11 protein-coding genes and 1 riboswitch are annotated in these 17,973 nt (G+C 59.5%); of the genes, 5 read left to right on the forward strand and 6 right to left on the reverse strand.

The window, feature by feature from the left end; translation table 11 throughout:
* Nucleotides 1-47: 47 nt before the first annotated feature.
* The 3 genes from ACHZBF_RS01245 (at nt 48) to ttcA (ending at nt 7,434) form a co-directional block, all read left to right on the forward strand.
* A complete protein-coding gene (locus tag ACHZBF_RS01245) occupies nt 48-5,984 on the forward strand; it encodes a hybrid sensor histidine kinase/response regulator (protein WP_321527443.1) in 5,937 nt (1,978 codons plus the stop codon).
* Entirely contained in the window at nt 5,981-6,451 is a 471-nt protein-coding gene (locus ACHZBF_RS01250) for a chemotaxis protein CheW (RefSeq protein WP_029133367.1), read from the forward strand. Before ACHZBF_RS01245 ends, ACHZBF_RS01250 begins: the two co-directional genes overlap by 4 nt.
* 107 nt (nt 6,452-6,558) lie before the next feature.
* Entirely contained in the window at nt 6,559-7,434 is an 876-nt protein-coding gene (ttcA, locus tag ACHZBF_RS01255; protein ID WP_321527444.1) for a tRNA 2-thiocytidine(32) synthetase TtcA, read from the forward strand.
* Nucleotides 7,435-7,641: 207 nt separating this feature from the next.
* Here the strand turns inward: ttcA and ACHZBF_RS01260 are convergent, their stop codons facing one another.
* The 6 genes from ACHZBF_RS01260 to metK form a co-directional block, all read right to left on the reverse strand.
* Nucleotides 7,642-8,376, reverse strand: coding sequence for a 16S rRNA (uracil(1498)-N(3))-methyltransferase (locus ACHZBF_RS01260; protein ID WP_321527445.1), 735 nt, complete (start codon nt 8,374-8,376; stop codon nt 7,642-7,644).
* Nucleotide 8,377: 1 nt separating this feature from the next.
* Entirely contained in the window at nt 8,378-9,730 is a 1,353-nt protein-coding gene (locus tag ACHZBF_RS01265) for an adenosylmethionine--8-amino-7-oxononanoate transaminase (protein ID WP_321527446.1), read from the reverse strand.
* A 48-nt stretch (nt 9,731-9,778) separates the two neighbouring features.
* On the reverse strand, nt 9,779-10,903 hold the full coding sequence (locus ACHZBF_RS01270; RefSeq protein WP_321527447.1) for a hypothetical protein: 1,125 nt from the start codon (nt 10,901-10,903) through the stop codon (nt 9,779-9,781).
* Between the two features lie 112 nt (nt 10,904-11,015).
* A complete protein-coding gene (gene metF, locus ACHZBF_RS01275) occupies nt 11,016-11,873 on the reverse strand; it encodes a methylenetetrahydrofolate reductase [NAD(P)H] (RefSeq protein WP_321527448.1) in 858 nt (285 codons plus the stop codon).
* A gap of 120 nt (nt 11,874-11,993) precedes the next feature.
* Nucleotides 11,994-13,409 (reverse strand): adenosylhomocysteinase, encoded by a 1,416-nt coding sequence (ahcY, locus tag ACHZBF_RS01280; protein ID WP_321527449.1) that lies wholly within the window; start codon nt 13,407-13,409, stop codon nt 11,994-11,996.
* 18 nt (nt 13,410-13,427) lie between these two features.
* Nucleotides 13,428-13,506: riboswitch (S-adenosyl-L-homocysteine riboswitch) on the reverse strand.
* A 117-nt stretch (nt 13,507-13,623) separates the two neighbouring features.
* Nucleotides 13,624-14,796 (reverse strand): methionine adenosyltransferase, encoded by a 1,173-nt coding sequence (metK, locus tag ACHZBF_RS01285; RefSeq protein WP_037375137.1) that lies wholly within the window; start codon nt 14,794-14,796, stop codon nt 13,624-13,626.
* Between the two features lie 273 nt (nt 14,797-15,069).
* Between metK and ACHZBF_RS01290 the strand changes: the two genes are divergently transcribed.
* Both ACHZBF_RS01290 and tkt read left to right on the forward strand, forming a co-directional pair.
* Nucleotides 15,070-15,627 (forward strand): thioredoxin family protein, encoded by a 558-nt coding sequence (locus ACHZBF_RS01290; RefSeq protein WP_029133358.1) that lies wholly within the window; start codon nt 15,070-15,072, stop codon nt 15,625-15,627.
* A gap of 344 nt (nt 15,628-15,971) precedes the next feature.
* Nucleotides 15,972-17,957, forward strand: coding sequence for a transketolase (gene tkt, locus ACHZBF_RS01295; RefSeq protein ID WP_321527450.1), 1,986 nt, complete (start codon nt 15,972-15,974; stop codon nt 17,955-17,957).
* Nucleotides 17,958-17,973 lie beyond the last annotated feature (16 nt).

The raw sequence follows: 17,973 nt of genomic DNA on the forward strand, positions 1-17,973 counted from the left end.
GTACTTTGGTAACGATGAACGACCACTGGCGGATATGAAGGCCTGGTATGAGTGATGTCCAAGATCATAGTGTGCTGAAATGGATCAGGGGTGAACTTGATTCGTCTCTTGAGCTGGCTCGGCATGCATTAGAGTCGTACGTGGATGAATCGGGTCCGGAAACGGAACTGGATGGTTGCATAGCTCAACTGCACCAGGTGCGCGGAACCCTGCAACTGATGCAGTTGTACGGCGCGGCCATGCTGGCGGAAGAGATGGAGTTGGTGGCCAAGGCCCTGGGGTCGCTCGGTGAGAAGCGGCGCAAGGAGTCCGCTGAAGCGCTGATGGTCGGGTTGGCGCAACTGCCCGAGTATCTCGAAAAAATCGAGTCGGGTTCAGCAGACAGTCCGATCCTGCTGTTGCCCCTGATGAATGAACTGCGGGCGGCGCGGGATGCCTCCCTGTTATCCGAAGTGGCGCTGTTCGCACCTGATCTGGAGGGCAAACTGCTGCCTGCCGACGGGACTCAGGATGCCAACCCCGAACTGCCGGCAGTCGCCAGAAAACTCCGGTACCAGTATCACAAGGCATTGCTCGACTGGTACCGGGGCGAAGATGCCACGGGTGGTCTGGAGCGCATTGCCGGAATATTTCGGGATCTTGAAGAGAGCGCCTGGACCGATCAGGTCAAGCGCCTGTTCCGGGTCGGGCAGGCGGTGGTCAATGCCCTGCGTGACGGAGGCCTTGATTCGGGTATTGCCACCAAATTACTGGTGGGCAAAATTGACCGGGAGATCAAGCGGGTCATCGATGTGGGGGAACAGGTTGTTGCTGAAACGCCGGCCAATGACCTGACGAAAAATCTGCTGTATTACACCGCCTGTGCGGACTCATCCGATCCGGTGGTGGCGCAGATTCGTCAGGAGTTTGATCTGACTCATGGCCCGCACGGCCAGTCAGGCCTGGCGGGAGAGCAGGCCGACCTGCACGCGCCCGGCCGAGACCTGCTTGAATCCCTGCGTACCGCCATCAGTGCCGACCTGACGACGATCAAGGATCAGCTCGACCTGTTTATCCGCGGCAAGCGCGGTGATCTCAGTCGACTGCAGGCGCAACAGGAGCCACTGAAGAAACTTGCCGACACCCTTGGTATGGTCGGCCAGGGTGAGTTGCGCTCGCGCCTGAAGCGTCAAGCCGACAAGATCGAGGAAATCGTCGCCGCCAACAGCCAGCCTGATGAACAGGACCTGATGGCCATGGCAGGCGATATCCTGTTTATTGAAACCTCGTTGAATAATCTCTCGGTCGTCAGGCGCTATGCCCAGCCCCAGAGCGACCAGGCAAAATCCAGTTTGCCCGAAGGCGAGTTCGAACGCCTGGTCGACTCGGTGATGCACGAGGCTGGTATCGATATGGCCCGCAACAAAGAGGCCATTATCAGCTATATCGAAACGCCCGATAACCGGGCGCTCCTGGTGGATGTGCCACGCCGGTTCAATGGGATTGCCGGCGCCTTTAGCGTGCTTTCACTAACTGATGCGGCGGCCCTGATGGGGCGGTTGAACCGCTATGTCGAGCAGACCCTGCTCGGCGACTGCGGCATTCCCAGTGCCGATGATCTGGACGCCTTTGCCGATGCCGTGACCGGTATCGAGTATTTCATGGAAGCGGTTACCGAAGGGCGTGGCATTCACCTGGAAATCCTTGATGTTACCCGGGATGCCCTGGCGAGTCTCGGGGTGCCGGAATCGCCTGTTCAGACGGAATCACAAGCCGCCGAAAACGAGTTTGATCAAGTTGAAGCGACACCGCATGAGGATACTGTTGCCCCGTTGTCAGTGGCGAGCGAAAGTCCGGTCGATGCTGTAACGGAAGCCGCGCCCGCCCATACGCCCTCAGCCGACAAGCCCGCGCTTGAGGATATCGATGCCGAGATCCTTGAGATCTTCATCGAGGAATCGGAAGAGGAGCTGGCGGTCATTCAGGAGTACCTGCCGCGCTGGTGTAAAAATCAGGATGACCGGGATGCGCTGACGACCTTCCGCCGCTCTTTTCACACCCTGAAGGGGAGTGGGCGGCTGGTCGGTGCAAAAACCATCGGCGAATTTTCCTGGGCGATCGAGAACCTGCTCAATCGTGTCATTGACCAGACGATTGACGTATCGCCCGCAGTTATCCAGTTGCTGAACGAGGCGGTCGAGATACTGCCCGAGTTGATTGATTGCCAGAAACGCGGGGTTGTTCCCACGGTGGCCACGCAACCGCTGATGGATCGGGCCGAGGCCTTGGCCCAGCCGGGTCGGGCAGCGGCCGCGCCAACATCCGACGATGCTGTTGGTGGAGTGGATGAACCGCTGACGTCTGAAGAAAAACTGGATGCGCTTGAAGACGAGATCAGCGCGGATGAGTCGTTGGAGTTTACCGCTTCAGACGATCTGGATATGGAAACGGCCGCGGAACAGGTGGCGCAATCTCCGGCCGTTGACGAAGAGTTGTTGCCGCAGTCGGATGAGGCCAAAATCGAACTGGCAGTCGAGGCCGAGGCTGACGATGGCGCTGAAACCGCGGCGGCTCCGATCAGCATGGACGAGATGCTGCTGGAGATATTTGAGGCGGAATCCAGGACCCATATCGAGACCCTGGGTCAGTTTCACGAGGCGTGTAGCGGCAATCCGATCGCCTGCAGAATCGACAAGGAGATGGTCCGGGCGCTCCATACCCTGCACGGGAGTGCCGAGATGGCGGGGGTTGATTCCATCGCCCAGGTCAGCTCGGCGCTCGAATCCCTGGCGGCGGATCTGAAAAGCATGAACCGGCCCGCTGATCCGGTGGCCCTGGATCTGATAGGTCGCAGTGTTGATCAATTCGGAACAATACTTGGCGCGATCAATGTCCCCGGGGCGCAATTGCCGGACTGGCAGGTGCTGGTAGGTGATATTTACGCCTACGGACGCGCTGCTACCGTCCCACGGTCGCCGCCGGATGAAAATGACCGTTCGGCAGTCGTGTCGACTGCTTCGGTCCACGATGATGTCTCCCTTGTCGATTTGTCCGAAGAGCCTGATGAGGCGATTGAGGATGTCGCCGGCCAAGAAGAGTGGCTGGATGAGGCCGACGATGGGGATGTGACGGAAACAGATTCTATCCAGCCCCTGGAAGCGCTTGCAGGAGAGTCGAGCGCCGACCCGTCGCAGATTGAATCAGGTGGCGAGGCGGGTGAGCCGGTGGTAGCGGAATCCATGCCTGCTGAAACGGTCTTCACCGCCCCCGAGGCGCCAACCGAAGAGTTGGAGAGCGTCGATGAACGTGCAGATCAACTAGAAGCGCAGGATCTGTCACCACCGCTGTTGGATGAAGCAATCCCGGTAGAAGCCCCGGATGAGGCGACAGAGCCGACCTGGGCTGCCACGGAACAGGCCCCGCCTGTTGTCAGCCAGGAAGCAGGCATGGACACGGCCGGCCCGGTCATGGTGGACCTGGATGGTGATCCCGAACTTGTGGATATTTTTCTGGAAGAGGCGAGAGAGCTGCACGAATCCCTGGAGGGGTCGCTGCAGGCGGGGGCGTTCGACCTCTCCGACAAAAAGCTTTCGGAAGAGTTGCAGCGCACCCTGCACACCCTCAAAGGGGGTGCGCGATTGGCGGGGGCGATGCCGATTGGCGATCTCAGTCATGGTTTTGAATCACTTCTGACAGCCGTCGACCAGGAGAAGGTCGCTACCGGGGATCAACTGGTCAAGTTGACCCATGAGGTGGTAGATCGTCTGGCGGAACAGATTGACGATTTGTCCGGTGGCCCCCGGCTGCGCGTGGCGGATGATCTGGTCCAGAAGATGGATGAGTGGCTGGTTGCGGGCGGGCCACCATCAACCACCGCCGATCTGCCTGCTGGCAGTGACGATTCCGGGATGCCGGTTGTCGGTGCCGAAGACGAGACAGCGCCGGTCCCGGTCGAGTCCATCCCGGACTCCCCGGTGACAGGGCTGCTCGAAACCGAAGAGTCGGATGTGGAAGCGGAACTGCAGGAGCCGGAGGCGCCTGCGTTGGAGATTGCCGATGAGGCCATTTTCACGCCAAACGCGCAAGTTGATAAGTCGGTCCCGTCCGATACCACCATGAGCGTGGTCGCCGAGGAGGCAGGTTCGCTGCCAGGGCGTGCTCAGCGCGAGCAGGTGCGTGTCCGCTCGGATCTGCTGGACCGGCTGGTCAACTATGCGGGTGAGGTGAGTATCTATCGTACCCGTATCGAGCAGCAGAACGGACAGTTGGGATTCAACCTGTCCGAGCTGGAACAGACTGTAAGCCGCTTGCGTGATCAGCTTCGGCAGCTGGAAATTGAGACAGAGGCACAGATCCTGTTCCGTTATGAGCAGGACCGGGGTGACGAGCCGTCCCATGATGCCTCGTTTGATCCCCTCGAGCTGGATCGATTCTCCGCCATGCAGCAGGTCTCACGAAGCCTGATGGAGACGGTGAACGACCTGGCCAATATCAACGGCTTCCTGGAGGAGTTGCAGGCTGAGACAGATACCCTGCTGCTGCAACAATCACGGATCACCACTGATCTGCAGGACGGGCTGATGCGCACCCGCATGGTGCCGTTTGCGCAGATTGTGCCGCGTCTGCATCGGGTGGTCCGGCAGACCAGTAACCAACTCAACAAACCCGCTGAACTGGTGATACAGGGTGCTGAAAGCGAGATCGATCGTGGCATCCTGGAGCGCATGATCGGCCCGCTGGAACATATTCTGCGAAATGCCATCGCCCACGGCATTGAGAAACCCGCCCGGCGGGTGGAGACGGGCAAGTCGGAGACCGGACAGATCCAGTTGCGGCTTTCCAGGGAGGGATCGGATGTACAGATCGTGATCTCCGATGACGGCGCCGGGGTTGATATGGCCAGGATCAGGGAGCAGGCGATCAAGAGCGGCCTGCTCGATCCCAATGCCGATGTGGCGGATTCCGATGTGTTGCCATTTGTGTTGGAGCACGGATTCACTACCGCCAAGGAAGTGACCCAGATTTCCGGGCGCGGCGTGGGACTCGACGTGGTGGTGAGTGAGGTCAAGCAGTTGGGCGGCTCACTGGATATCAGCTCACAGGTGGGCCAGGGAGCCAGCTTTATCATACGTCTGCCACTTACGCTGGCCATCACCGATGCCCTGCTGGTGGAGCTCGGCGGAGAGATTTACGCTATCCCTCACACCAGTGTTGAGGGCGTGGTGCGGGTCTCCCGGCAAGAACTTGAGGCTTGCTACAGCGGACGGCAGCGGGTCTACAGCTACGCCGGACAGGATTATCAGGTTCGCTACATGGGCAGCATGCTTAATGTGGGTCAGGTCAATCTCTCCGATCAGCGCAAATGGTATCCGCTGCTGCTGGTGCGTGCTGGCGAACATCATGTGGCCATGCAGGTGGATGGTCTGCTGGGTAATCGCCAGATTGTGGTCAAGTCAGTCGGCGTACAGGTCTCCACCGTGCGCTGGATCTCCGGCGGTACGATCCTGGGCGATGGACGGGTTGCGCTGATTCTGGATGTGACCGCACTGGTGCGGTCCGATGTGGCCCAGACCGCGGCCCCACAACCCGAGGTCGCGCGGGTCGATATGGCCGCTCCGGAACCGGGAGTTGGTCGTTCGGTCATGGTGGTGGACGACTCGATCACCGTGCGCAAGGTGACCGGGCGACTGCTTGAGAGGCATGGCATGAATGTGGTGACGGCGAAGGATGGTGTGGATGCCGTCGCAATGCTGCAGGAGCAGCGGCCGGATATCATGCTGCTGGATATCGAGATGCCTCGAATGGACGGCTATGAGCTTGCCCGACATATGCGTAATTCGGCTGAACTGAAAGGAATACCGATTATCATGATCACCTCGCGCACCGGTGACAAACATCGCAATCTTGCCATGGAGCTGGGTGTGAAACGCTACCTTGGAAAACCTTATCAAGAGAGTGAGCTGTTGGAGAACATCTATTCGGTCCTGAATGAGGGGGCAATATGAGCAGCGGCCAGGCCTCTGCGGAGGTAAGGGGTGTATTGCTGCCATTGCAGGAGGGACAGCTGCTGCTGCCGAACGCGGCGGTATGCGAAGTGGTCAGTTATCGAACTCCGGATACCCCCTCCACAACAGTACCCGATTGGCTCCTGGGAACATTTGTATGGCGTAACCATGCTCTGCCGCTGATCGCCTTTGAGCGTTTGCTGGGCCGGGATGCCGGTGAGGTCGGCCTGCGTGCCCGGGTGGCCGTTTGCAATACCCTGAACGGAAATGACCAACTGCCCTATATCGGGATTTTACTCCGTTCGGCGCCCCATCTGGTGCGGGTAACCGAGGCGGCGATTGTGCCGTTTGCCGGGGAAGAGCCACAGCATGAAATGGTCGCCAGCCGGGTGATCATCAACGGCGTGGATGCCTGGATCCCGGATCTGGATGCCCTGGAGTCAGCGCTGTCCGCATTTCCGTTGTAATCTTGTAACGACGCATCGATGTCTCCGCCGACTGAGGCGCCGCGCTGTTTTTTTTCGGCGGGCGCGTGTAATATCCCCCGCTTTACCCCACCACTGCGATAAGTCCCATGTCAGAACTCCCGGAAAAGACCCGAAGCTCCAATAATTTCAACAAACTGAAAAAACGGCTGGAGCGGGAAGTCGGTAAGGCGATCGGCGATTTCAACATGATCGAGGCGGGCGACCGGGTCATGGTCTGCCTGAGCGGCGGCAAGGACTCCTATACCCTGCTGGATATCCTGCTTACCCTGAAGGCCCGGGCACCGATTGACTTTACCCTGATCGCCATGAACCTGGATCAGAAACAGCCTGGTTTTCCTGCGGAAGTGCTGCCGGCCTACCTGGAACGGCTCGGTGTGGAGTATCGGATCGTGGAGGAGGACACCTACTCCGTGGTGCAGGAGAAGATTCCGGTGGGCAAGACCACCTGTTCGCTCTGCTCCCGGTTGCGCCGTGGGATCATCTATCGGGTTGCCAGTGAGATGGGAATCAGCAAAATCGCCCTCGGCCATCACCGGGATGATATTGTCGAGACCCTGTTCCTGAACATGTTCTTTGGCTCCAAACTTAAGGCGATGCCACCAAAACTGCACACCGACGATGGCCGCCATGTGGTGATCCGACCGCTTGCTTATTGTGCCGAGAAGGATATCTCCCGCTACAGCCGGACCCGTGAATTCCCCATTATTCCCTGCAATCTCTGCGGCTCCCAGGAGAACCTGCAGCGCAAGCAGATCAAACAGATGCTGGCGGCCTGGGAGCAGCAGTATCCAGGCCGCACCGCCAACATCTTCAGCGCCCTGTCCAGCGTGGTGCCATCCCATCTGGCCGATGCCGCGCTGTATGATTTCAAGAGTCTGGGGGCCGCGGACGGTGAGGGTGATACGGTGTTTGACCCGCCCGAGGTTGCCGGGCCGGCGTTGGGTATCTACAAGATTGGCTGAACTGGCCTGTCCTTAGGGACAACCCCCAGTGGTTGCCCGTTGCATTCAGTGCCTATATTCCTAGTGATACGGTTCGCTTCACTCACCTCATCCTGCGCGCTGCACCAAAGTCGGTGACAGGAGCGGTGACGGAGTCAAAATTGATCAGGGAAACGGGGCGTTTGATAGGCAATGTCCATCAATTTTGACTCCGGACCCCTGTTTGCATCAGCGAAAATCCCCCCACAGGGTCTGGATGGCGGCGATGGCGGCCAACGGTGCGGTTTCGGTACGCAATACCCGTGGACCCAGGCGCACGCCGGTGAATCCGGCCGCTGCGGCTTGGGTTTGTTCATCCGCCGACAGGCCGCCTTCGGGACCGATCAGCAGGGTCACTTCACCCGACGGCGGGGGCAGTTCATGCAGAGCGCTTTCGGCGCGGTGATCCAGCAGGATGCCACCCCGTGTGACCCGGTGCCGGAGCCATTCATTCAGCTCCATCACATGATTGAGCGCGGGAATATAGCGGCGCCCGGACTGCTCGCAGGCGGCGATGATCACCTGCTGCCAATGCTGCAGTCGCTTCTCCTGACGCTCACCGGGTAGTCGCACTTGGCAGCGCTCGGTGATCAGCGGAGTGATGTCGGCAACCCCCAGCTCGACCGCCTTCTGGATGGCGAAGTCCATCCGCTCGCCCCTGGAGATGCCGATGGCCAGGTGGATTTGCAGGGGCGCAGGCGCTTCGGCGGGTTCCAGGCACCGGTCCACTTGTGCGCTGGTGGCGCGGCGGGAAACCTCGTTCAGGCGGGCGCTGTAGTCGTGGCCGTCGCCGTTAAACAGGGTGATCTCTGCACCCGCCTTCAACCGCAGCACCTGGGTCAGGTGCCGGGCCGGACTCTCTTCCAGGATCACTACAACGCCTGGCTGGAGTGGCTGACCGGTGTAGATGCGGTGCTGCTGCATGTCAGTCCCGGGTCGCCAGATCGATGCCTTCGGTGGCAATGGTTGCCAGTTCCCGGATCTGCTCCGGCGTGATCACATAGGGCGGCATGAAGTAAGTGACATTGCCCAGCGGGCGCAGTAGTGCGCCACGGCTCAGTGCATGCTGGTAAACCCGCAGGCCGCGTCGCTCCTGCCAGGGGTAGGGGGTACGGCTGGCTTTGTCCTTGACCATCTCGATGGCGAGGATCATGCCGTGCTGGCGCACCTCGGCCACTTGGGGATGGTCATTCAGGTGCGCCGTCGCCTCTGTCATCACCTGGGCCAGTTTCTGGTTGTTTTCGATCACGCTGTCCTGTTCGAAAATTTCCAGACTGGCCAGCGCGACGGCGCAACCCAGCGGGTTGCCGGTGTAACTGTGGGAGTGCAGAAAGGCGGTCAGATTTTCATAATTATCGTAGAAGGTCTGGTAGGTCTGCTCGCTGGTGAGTACCAGGGAGAGGGGAAGGTAGCCGGCAGTCAGCCCCTTGGAGAGGCAGAGAAAGTCCGGGGTGATGTCCGCCTGCTCACAGGCGAACAGGGTGCCGGTGCGGCCGAAGCCGACGGCGATCTCATCGGCGATCAGGTGCACCTGGTGGCGGTCGCATGCCTCACGCAGCAGCTTCAAATAGATCGGGTGGTACATGCGCATGCCGCCGGCGCACTGTACCAGCGGCTCGACAATCACCGCGCTGATCTCACGGCTGTGCTCGGCCAGTAGCGTTTCCATCTCGGCAAATCGCCGAATCGAGTAGGCCTCCCAGGACTCTCCCGGCTCCCGGTTAAAGCAGTCCGGTGAGGGGGCGGTAAAGACCTCCATCAGCAACGGCTCGTAGGTCTCTTTGTAGAGAGATACGTCGCCCACCGCCAGGGCGCCCAGGGTCTCGCCATGATAGCTGTTGGAGAGGGTGACAAAACGGTGCTTGCCTTTGTGGCCCTGGTTGCGCCAGCTGTGATAACTCATCTTCAGTGCGGCCTCGATGGCGGAGGAGCCGTTGTCCACGTAGAAACAGCGATCCAGTCCTGGCGGGGTAAGTGCAACCAGTTTTTCCGCCAGTTGTATCGCCGGCTCGTGGGAAAAACCGGCCAGCATGACATGTTCCAGCTGATCCACCTGGGCCTTGAGGGCGGCGTTGATCCGCGGATTGGCGTGGCCGAACAGGTTGACCCACCAGGAGCTGACTGCGTCGATATAGCGGTTGCCGTCGAAGTCCTCCAGCCAGACCCCTTCGCCTCTTTTGATGGGGATCATCGGTAGCCACTCATGATCTTTCATCTGGGTACAGGGGTGCCAAAGCACCGAGAGGTCGCGCCGGGCGATTTGCTGATTGTTACTCATACGGTTAATACCTGATCTGCATCTCAGGGAGGATGATAACAGTTGCGCTCATGATTTCGAGCGAAGGGAGAAAAGCACGGCGCTGAGGAAGTGCAGAAGCGCGAGCAGAATCGGTACCAAACCCCAGTTTTGATCGGCCAGTATGAGCGCGCCCCCCAGGAGAAACAACGTGGCGCGCACGGCGCTGTGGCGTCCCAATCGTTTACGCAAGGCCTGCTCCCGGCTGTTGTCACCTGCCGATGTGATCCAGAGGGGCAGCAGATGGGTAGCTGCACCGGTCACCAGCGGTAACAGAAACAGCGGAATGAATGCCTGGGTAGTGTTTGATGCGTTGAGCAAGCCAAAGGCGTGGGCCGTGCCGCTCAGTAGCAGGATCAGCAGGCCGGATACCGCTGTTGCCAGTGAGGTGCTGGCGCCATGTGCCTGCCACACTGCCCGTCGATGGGTGATCAGCAGTGATCTCAGCAGTTGACCGAGCGGGGGCAGCCATAGCAGCAGGCCAAGCAGTGAAAGGGCGGGAGACCAGGCGGCACCCGCAGCAATCAATCCGGCGCCGGCTGTGATCCAGGGCCATTGACGCATCAGCCAAGGGCCTGCCTCGGGATCGGCATAGCCGCCAGTGGTGGGGAGCAGCACCCGCAGGGTGCCCAGGGCAGTCAAGCCGACAAATCCCAGGAGATTCAGGTGCAGGTGCAGTCGCCGCAACTGGGTCCACTGATCCGGCAGCAGATAACCGGCCAGAATGGAGAGCAGACCAAGTATCAGCGCCAGCAGGGCCAGTTGATACCAGAGCAGTCCGGGGTGGGGGCGCCCCAGGGTCTGCCGTTTGCGCCGTTGCATCCAGATGCTCAGCCAGAGTGCGGCAATCAGTCCGGCCACGGCGCCAAATGGATAGAGGGCGAAAGAGAAAAACAGGCTGAAACTGAGCACTATGCCCGCGCCGAGTGCCAGCAGGGCCGGAACCAGTGACAGGGGCTCCGCCGTGCGGGTACGGGTCAGTACCGGCACGAAATAGGTCATGGCACCCATGATCAGCGGCATGATACCCAGGGCGAATATCAGGTGCAGCGGTGCGGACGGGCGCAGCGGCAGCATGTACGGCAGCAGCAGTCCCGAGGCGAATCCCGCCAGGGTGGTCAACAGCAGAACTATCAGCAGCGGGTGCAGTTTCACCAGTTATCCCTGAAACACCAAGGGGTTGGTGTCAAACCGGGTAATACCCGGGAAAACAGCGGTAAAGGCGGTTTGGTTTGTCTCCGATCCCGGTACCGTTCCATGGCAATGCTCACTCGGTCAGGCCGAGGTTATCCCAGATCTTCAAAGTCGCCGCCGACTGGTTCATGGTGTAGAAGTGCAGGCCGGGCGCGCCGTGATCGAGCAGGCGTCGGCACAGCTCACTGACCACATCCACGCCAAAGGCGCGGATGCTCTCCACGTCATCGGCATAAGCCTCCAGGCGTTTACGAATCCAGCGCGGAATTTCCGCCCCACAGGCGTCGGAGAAGCGGCTCAGGCTGCTGAAGTTGGTGATCGGCATAATGCCCGGCACAATGGGAATCCCGATAGCCATTTTTTCGCAACTGTCTACAAAGCGGAAATAGGCGTCGGCATTGTAGAAATACTGGGTGATGGCGGCATTCGCCCCGGCATCCACCTTGCGCCTGAAGTTGTTCAGGTCTGCCCGGGCGTTGGCCGCCTGGGGGTGGAACTCGGGATAGGCGGCCACTTCAATGTGGAAATAGTCCCCGAACTCGCGGCGAATCAGTGCCACCAGTTCATTGGCATAGTTGAGTTCGCCCCGCCCGCTCAATCCGGTGCCTGATGGCAGGTCACCACGCAGGGTGACCAGCCGGCGGATGCCCTGGTCTTTATAGCGGTTCAGCATCTCCACAATCTCTGCCGCACTGCTGCTGATGCAGGAGATGTGAGGCGCCGCCTCGATCCCCTCGGACACCAGCCACTCGACACTCTGGAAGGTGCGGTGCTGGGTGGATCCGCCGGCCCCGAACGTAACGGAGACATAGAGCGGATTGATCCGGGCCAGTTTTTTGACCTGGGTCTTCAGCTTCTCCATGCCCTCCTCGGTCTTGGGTGGGAAGAGCTCAAAGCTGAACAGTTTCTGATCGGTCTGTTGTGAATGCATCGGTTTCTATGGATCTATAAAAATCGGCTGACCACCTCGAAGCGTAGCGTTCGAAAATGGGACTGCCCTGAGTTAGTCTGGACGGCCCCGCTGAAACAGCGGGGCCGGGCCGGTTGCCGATCAGTAGCGGTAGTGCTCGGGCTTGTAGGGCCCTTCCACCGGTACGCCGATATAGTCCGCCTGCTGCTGGGTCAGGGTAGTCAGCTTGACGCCGATCTTCTCCAGGTGGAGACGGGCGACCTCTTCATCCAGCTTTTTCGGCAGGGTATAGACCTTGTTTTCGTATCCGCCGGTGTTATTCCAGATCTCCATCTGTGCCAGGGTCTGGTTGGTGAAGCTGTTGGACATGACAAAGCTCGGGTGACCGGTGGCACAACCCAGATTGACCAGCCGGCCCTCGGCCAGCAGGATGATGCGCTTGCCGTCCGGGAAGATGATGTGATCCACCTGGGGCTTGATGTTTTCCCACTCGTACTGCTCCAGGCTGGCCACGTCGATCTCGTTGTCGAAGTGGCCGATGTTGCAGACGATGGACTGGTCCCGCATCCTCGCCATGTGATCATGTTGAATCACGTGATAGTTGCCGGTGGTGGTGACAAAAATATTGGCCTCGGCACAAGCCTCGTCCATGTTCACCACCCGATAGCCTTCCATCGCCGCCTGCAGGGCGCAGATCGGATCGATCTCGCTGACCCAGACGGTGGCTCCAAGTCCCTTCAGGGACTGGGCGCAACCCTTGCCGACATCGCCATAGCCGAGCACCAGGGCGATCTTGCCGGCGATCATTACGTCCGTGGCGCGCTTGATGCCGTCCACCAGGGATTCGCGGCAGCCGTAGAGGTTGTCAAACTTTGACTTGGTCACCGAGTCGTTGACATTGATAGCCGGGAAGGGGAGATCGCCACGCTCCTGCATCTGGTAGAGCCGGTGCACACCGGTGGTGGTCTCTTCGGTAACGCCCTTGATGTTCTTCAGGTTGCTGGAATACCAGTTGGGTTGCTCCGCCAGGCGAGCGCGGATGGCGGCATACATCACCTTCTCCTCCTCGCTGCCCGGGTTGTCCAGCACGCTGATATCTTTTTCCGCCTTGCTGCCGAGGATCAGCAGGCCGGTGGCGTCGCCGCCGTCATCCAGGATCATGTTCGGGGTGCCGCCGTCATGCCACTCCATGATCTTGTGGGTATAGGCCCAGTAATCCTCCAGGCTCTCACCCTTGAAGGCGAAGACCGGAATGCCCTGGTCGGCGATGGCCGCCGCGGCGTGGTCCTGCGTGGAGAAGATATTGCAGGAGGCCCAGCGCACTTCGGCGCCCAGTTTCACCAGGGTTTCGATCAGCACGGCAGTCTGGATGGTCATGTGCAGGCTGCCGGCGATGCGCGCGCCTTTAAGGGGCTTGCTCTCCCCGTATTTCTCCTGCAGCGCCATCAGGCCCGGCATCTCGGTGTTGGCGATGGCGATCTCCTTGTGGCCCCATTCGGCCAGGGAGAGGTCGGCGATTTTGTAATCGGTAAAGCTGTTTTCTACTACGGCGTTCATGATTAGTCTCCTTGGTTAGAGTACTAAGCGCCGTTCATTACTCGTGCTCCCCCTCCCGAGCCTGGCAGGTGACCCTGTTGCAGCGCTTCTCAGGAGGAGGGTATTGCGGCCTGATTTGATTTGTAGGAGCGGCTTCAGCCGCGATATCCAATGTTTCGCGACTAAAGTCGCTCCTACGACAGGATCAATCTGTTGGCCATTCTGTCAATTTGTCCTAAAGTCCGGCCTCTGCCCGCAGCGCCTCGGCCATGTCGGTGCGTTCCCAGGTGAACTCCGGCTCTTCACGACCAAAATGTCCGTAGGCGGCGGTCTTCTGATAGATCGGTTTCACCAGATCCAGCATCTGCAGAATACCATAGGGACGCAGGTCGAAGTGTTCACGCACCAGCTGGGCAATCCTCGCCTCGTCGATCTTGGCGGTGCCGAAGGTCTCTATGGATATGGAGGTGGGCTCGGCCACACCGATGGCATAGGAGACCTGAATCTCACACCGATCCGCCAGTCCGGCGGCGACGATATTCTTGGCTACATAGCGCCCGGCATAGGCGGCTGAACGATCCACCTTGGAGGGGTCCTTGCCGGAGAAGGCGCCACCGCCGTGACGAGCCATGCCGCCGTAAGTGTCGACGATAATCTTGCGCCCGGTCAGGCCGCAGTCGCCCACCGGACCGCCGATCACGAAGGAGCCGGTGGGGTTGATATGAATCTTGTTCTGCGGGCATTTGTCCAGCCAGGCCTTCGGCAGCACCGGCTGCAGGATGTTCTCCATCACGGCTTCGTACAGATCACTCTGCTTGATTTCGGGGTCATGCTGGGTGGAGAGCACTACAGCATCGATGCCGGTCACCACGCCATTCTCATAGCGCAGGGTTACCTGGCTCTTGGCATCGGGACGGAGCCAGGGCAGTACCCGTTTTTTACGCATCTCCGATTGACGCTCCACCAGGCGGTGGGCATAGGTGATGGGGGCGGGCATCAGCACATCGGTCTCGTTAGTGGCATAACCGAACATCAGTCCCTGGTCACCGGCGCCCTGTTCTTCCGGCGCCTTGCGATCCACGCCCATGGCGATATCGCCGGACTGCTTGCCGATCAACGACATGACGGCGCAGGTGCTGCCGTCAAAGCCCACGTCCGAGCTGGTGTAGCCGATGTCACAGATCACCTTGCGCACCAGGTCGTCGAGGTCGACCCAGGCGTCGGTGGTGATTTCGCCGGCGACAATGACCACACCGGTCTTCACCATGGTCTCACAGGCCACCCGGGCATGTTCCGGGTTGGGGTCCTGGGCAAGGATGGCATCCAGCACCGCATCGGAGATCTGGTCTGCAACCTTGTCGGGATGGCCTTCGGAGACCGATTCAGAAGTAAAGATGTAGTCACTCATAATTTATTTCTTCCAGAAAATAGAAAACCCGTCTAGCGATTGCTAAAGACGGGTTCACAGTGATCTTTAACTGTTCCCTCGCTTTAGCTGTATTTATAGAGCGCCCGCAATCTGAGTCAAATTGGCGCTGCCCTAAGTTAGCCTCAGCCTCTATCAATGTCAATTAATCCACAGTAATAGCTTCCATAAGAATTTTATATCAATCTTGCCATTCTTTTAAGGTAGGATTATGTTCCGTTGTTTTTGCGCCTAATAAGATCGGGAGGGTGCGACATGGTCTCTCTGCAAACTCCGGTATGTGACTTTGGCCAGCCGGCGATCGATTTCGATCTTCCGGGTGTGGACGGGAAACGCTGGACTCTGGCGGACTGCCGTGGCGAGAAAGGGCTGCTGGTAATGTTTATCTGTAACCATTGTCCCTATGTTCAGGCGGTGCGGGAACGGATCGTACGAGATACCGCGGAGCTTACAAGCCTGGGGGTCAACGCGGTAGCGATTATGTCGAATGATCCCGCGCTCTACGAAGAGGACTCGTTCGAGAATATGATTCGGGTCTCCCGGCAATATCGCTTTCCTTTTCCCTATCTGCTGGATGAGAGCCAGGCGGTGGCCAGGCAGTATGGCGCAGTCTGCACGCCGGATTTTTTCGGTTACAACGCCGACCTGCAGTTGCAGTACCGCGGGCGACTGGATGCCAGTGGCAAGGCGGCTGCGCCTGACGATGCGCGGCGTGAACTGTTTGAGGCGATGCGGCAGGTTGCCATGACAGGAAAGGGGCCGGAGGATCAAATCCCCAGTATCGGTTGTTCGATAAAATGGCGTGACGCATAACCGGCGCGCATACCGTTTATTCATGTTGCAAACAGTGTATATGCATTGAAATCAATGCTTTATATCGGTTGTGGGATGCTGTTTTTACCCCCATAAGCGGATCTGGCTTGCCCTGCGAAGATGATGGCGCAAGAATGACACCCCGGGCCGGTTTTCGGGTGTGGTGTCGCCCGGGTGGGGTCTCTCCACGCGACAGGTTCGGGTCGGAAATATGACCGGATCGCTACAGCCAATGAATTAATGGGAGTCGCCTGCCGTGCAGGCGACTCCTGCCGCCGGTACAGGGTAATCCCGGCCGGGCGGAATACAGAATTATTAAACCATCCTAAAGACAGGAGAGACATATGTCCTCACGCAGAAATCTTGCAAACGCCGTCCGTGCCCTCAGCATGGATGCGGTCCAGAAGGCCAAGTCGGGCCATCCCGGTGCGCCCATGGGTATGGCCGATATCGCCGAGGTCCTCTGGAACGACTACATGAAGCATAATCCGGCGAATCCCAAGTGGCCTGACCGGGACCGCTTTGTCCTCTCCAATGGGCACGGTTCGATGCTGATCTACTCGTTGCTGCATCTGACCGGTTATGACCTGAGCATTGAGGACCTGAAACAGTTCCGCCAACTCCATTCCAAGACTCCGGGGCATCCGGAGTACGGTTATGCGCCGGGAGTGGAAACCACCACCGGCCCACTCGGCCAGGGCATCACCAATGCCGTCGGCATGGCCATCGCGGAGCGTTCGCTGGCGGCCGAGTTCAATCGCGACGGCCACACTATTGTCAACCACAACACTTACGTATTCCTCGGCGATGGCTGTCTGATGGAGGGCATCTCCCACGAGGCCTGCTCGCTGGCCGGTACCCTCGGGCTGGGCAACCTGATTGCCGTTTGGGATGACAACGGCATCTCCATTGATGGTCATGTTGAGGGTTGGTTCCAGGACGACACTCCGAAGCGCTTCGAGGCCTACGGCTGGCATGTGATCCCTGATGTGGACGGACACGACCCCGAGGCGATCAACAAGGCGCTGGAGTTCGCCAGGGCGATGACCGACAAGCCGACTCTGATCTGCTGTAAGACCACCATCGGTTTTGGTTCCCCCAACAAGGCCGGCAGTCACGCCTGTCACGGGGCGCCGCTGGGTGACGAGGAAATCAATCTCACCAAGGCTGCGCTGGGGTGGGATCATGGGCCTTTCGAGGTCCCGGAGGATATCTATGCCGGCTGGGATGCGCGGGAGAAGGGCGCTGCCGCCGAGGCGGCCTGGAACAGCAAATTTGCCGCCTACCAGGAAGCCCACCCGGAACTGGCCGCTGAGTTCAAGCGGCGCATGGCAGGTGATCTGCCGGAAGACTGGGCGGCCAAATCCGCTGAATTTGTCGCCAAGATGAATGCCGAGGCGAAGAGTCCGGCGACCCGTCAGGCCTCGCTGGCTGCCATCGAGGGTTATGCCGCCCTGTTGCCGGAGCTGTTTGGCGGTTCCGCAGACCTGGGCTGTTCCAACCTGACGGAATGGTCCGGCTACAAGCCGATGCGGGCAGAGTCGCCCGACTCCAACTACATCAACTACGGGGTGCGGGAATTCGGTATGTCGGCCATCATGAACGGTGTGGCCCTGCATGGCGGTCTGATCCCGTTTGGCGCCACCTTCCTGATGTTTTCCGAATATGCCCGCAATGCCCTGCGCATGGCGGCGCTGATGAAACAGCGTTCGCTGTTTGTCTATACTCATGATTCCATTGGTTTGGGTGAGGACGGTCCAACCCATCAACCGATCGAGCAAATTGCCACCCTGCGCATGATCCCCAACATGTCGGTGTGGCGTCCCTGTGACAGCGTGGAGACCGCCGTGGCCTGGAAGGCCGCAATCGAGAGAAGTGGCGGACCGTCCTGCCTGATTTTCTCCCGCCAGGGACTGCCGTTCATGCAGCGCAATGAGCATCAGATCGCTGATATCACCAAGGGCGGCTACGTGCTGCGGGATTGTGACGGCACACCGGATGCCATCCTTATCGCCACCGGTTCCGAGGTTGGGTTGGCGGTGGATGCGGCGGCGGAACTGGCCGGCAAGGGCACCCGGGTGCGGGTGGTTTCGATGCCGTCGGTGGATGCCTTTGAAGCCCAGGATGAGGCCTACCGGGAGTCGGTCTTGCCGGCGTCGGTGACTGCCCGCGTTGCGGTCGAGGCGGGTGTAACAGACGGTTGGTACAAATATGCACGCAAGGTGGTGGGTATTAACCACTTTGGCGAGTCTGCGCCGGCTGATCAACTGTTCAAGGAGTTCGGCTTTACCGTTGAAAATGTCGTCAAGGCAGTGGAAGAGACACTTTAACTGAAATAGTGCCGGG

This window comes from Sedimenticola selenatireducens, assembly GCF_963675335.2.
Lineage (GTDB): Bacteria > Pseudomonadota > Gammaproteobacteria > Chromatiales > Chromatiaceae > Sedimenticola > Sedimenticola selenatireducens.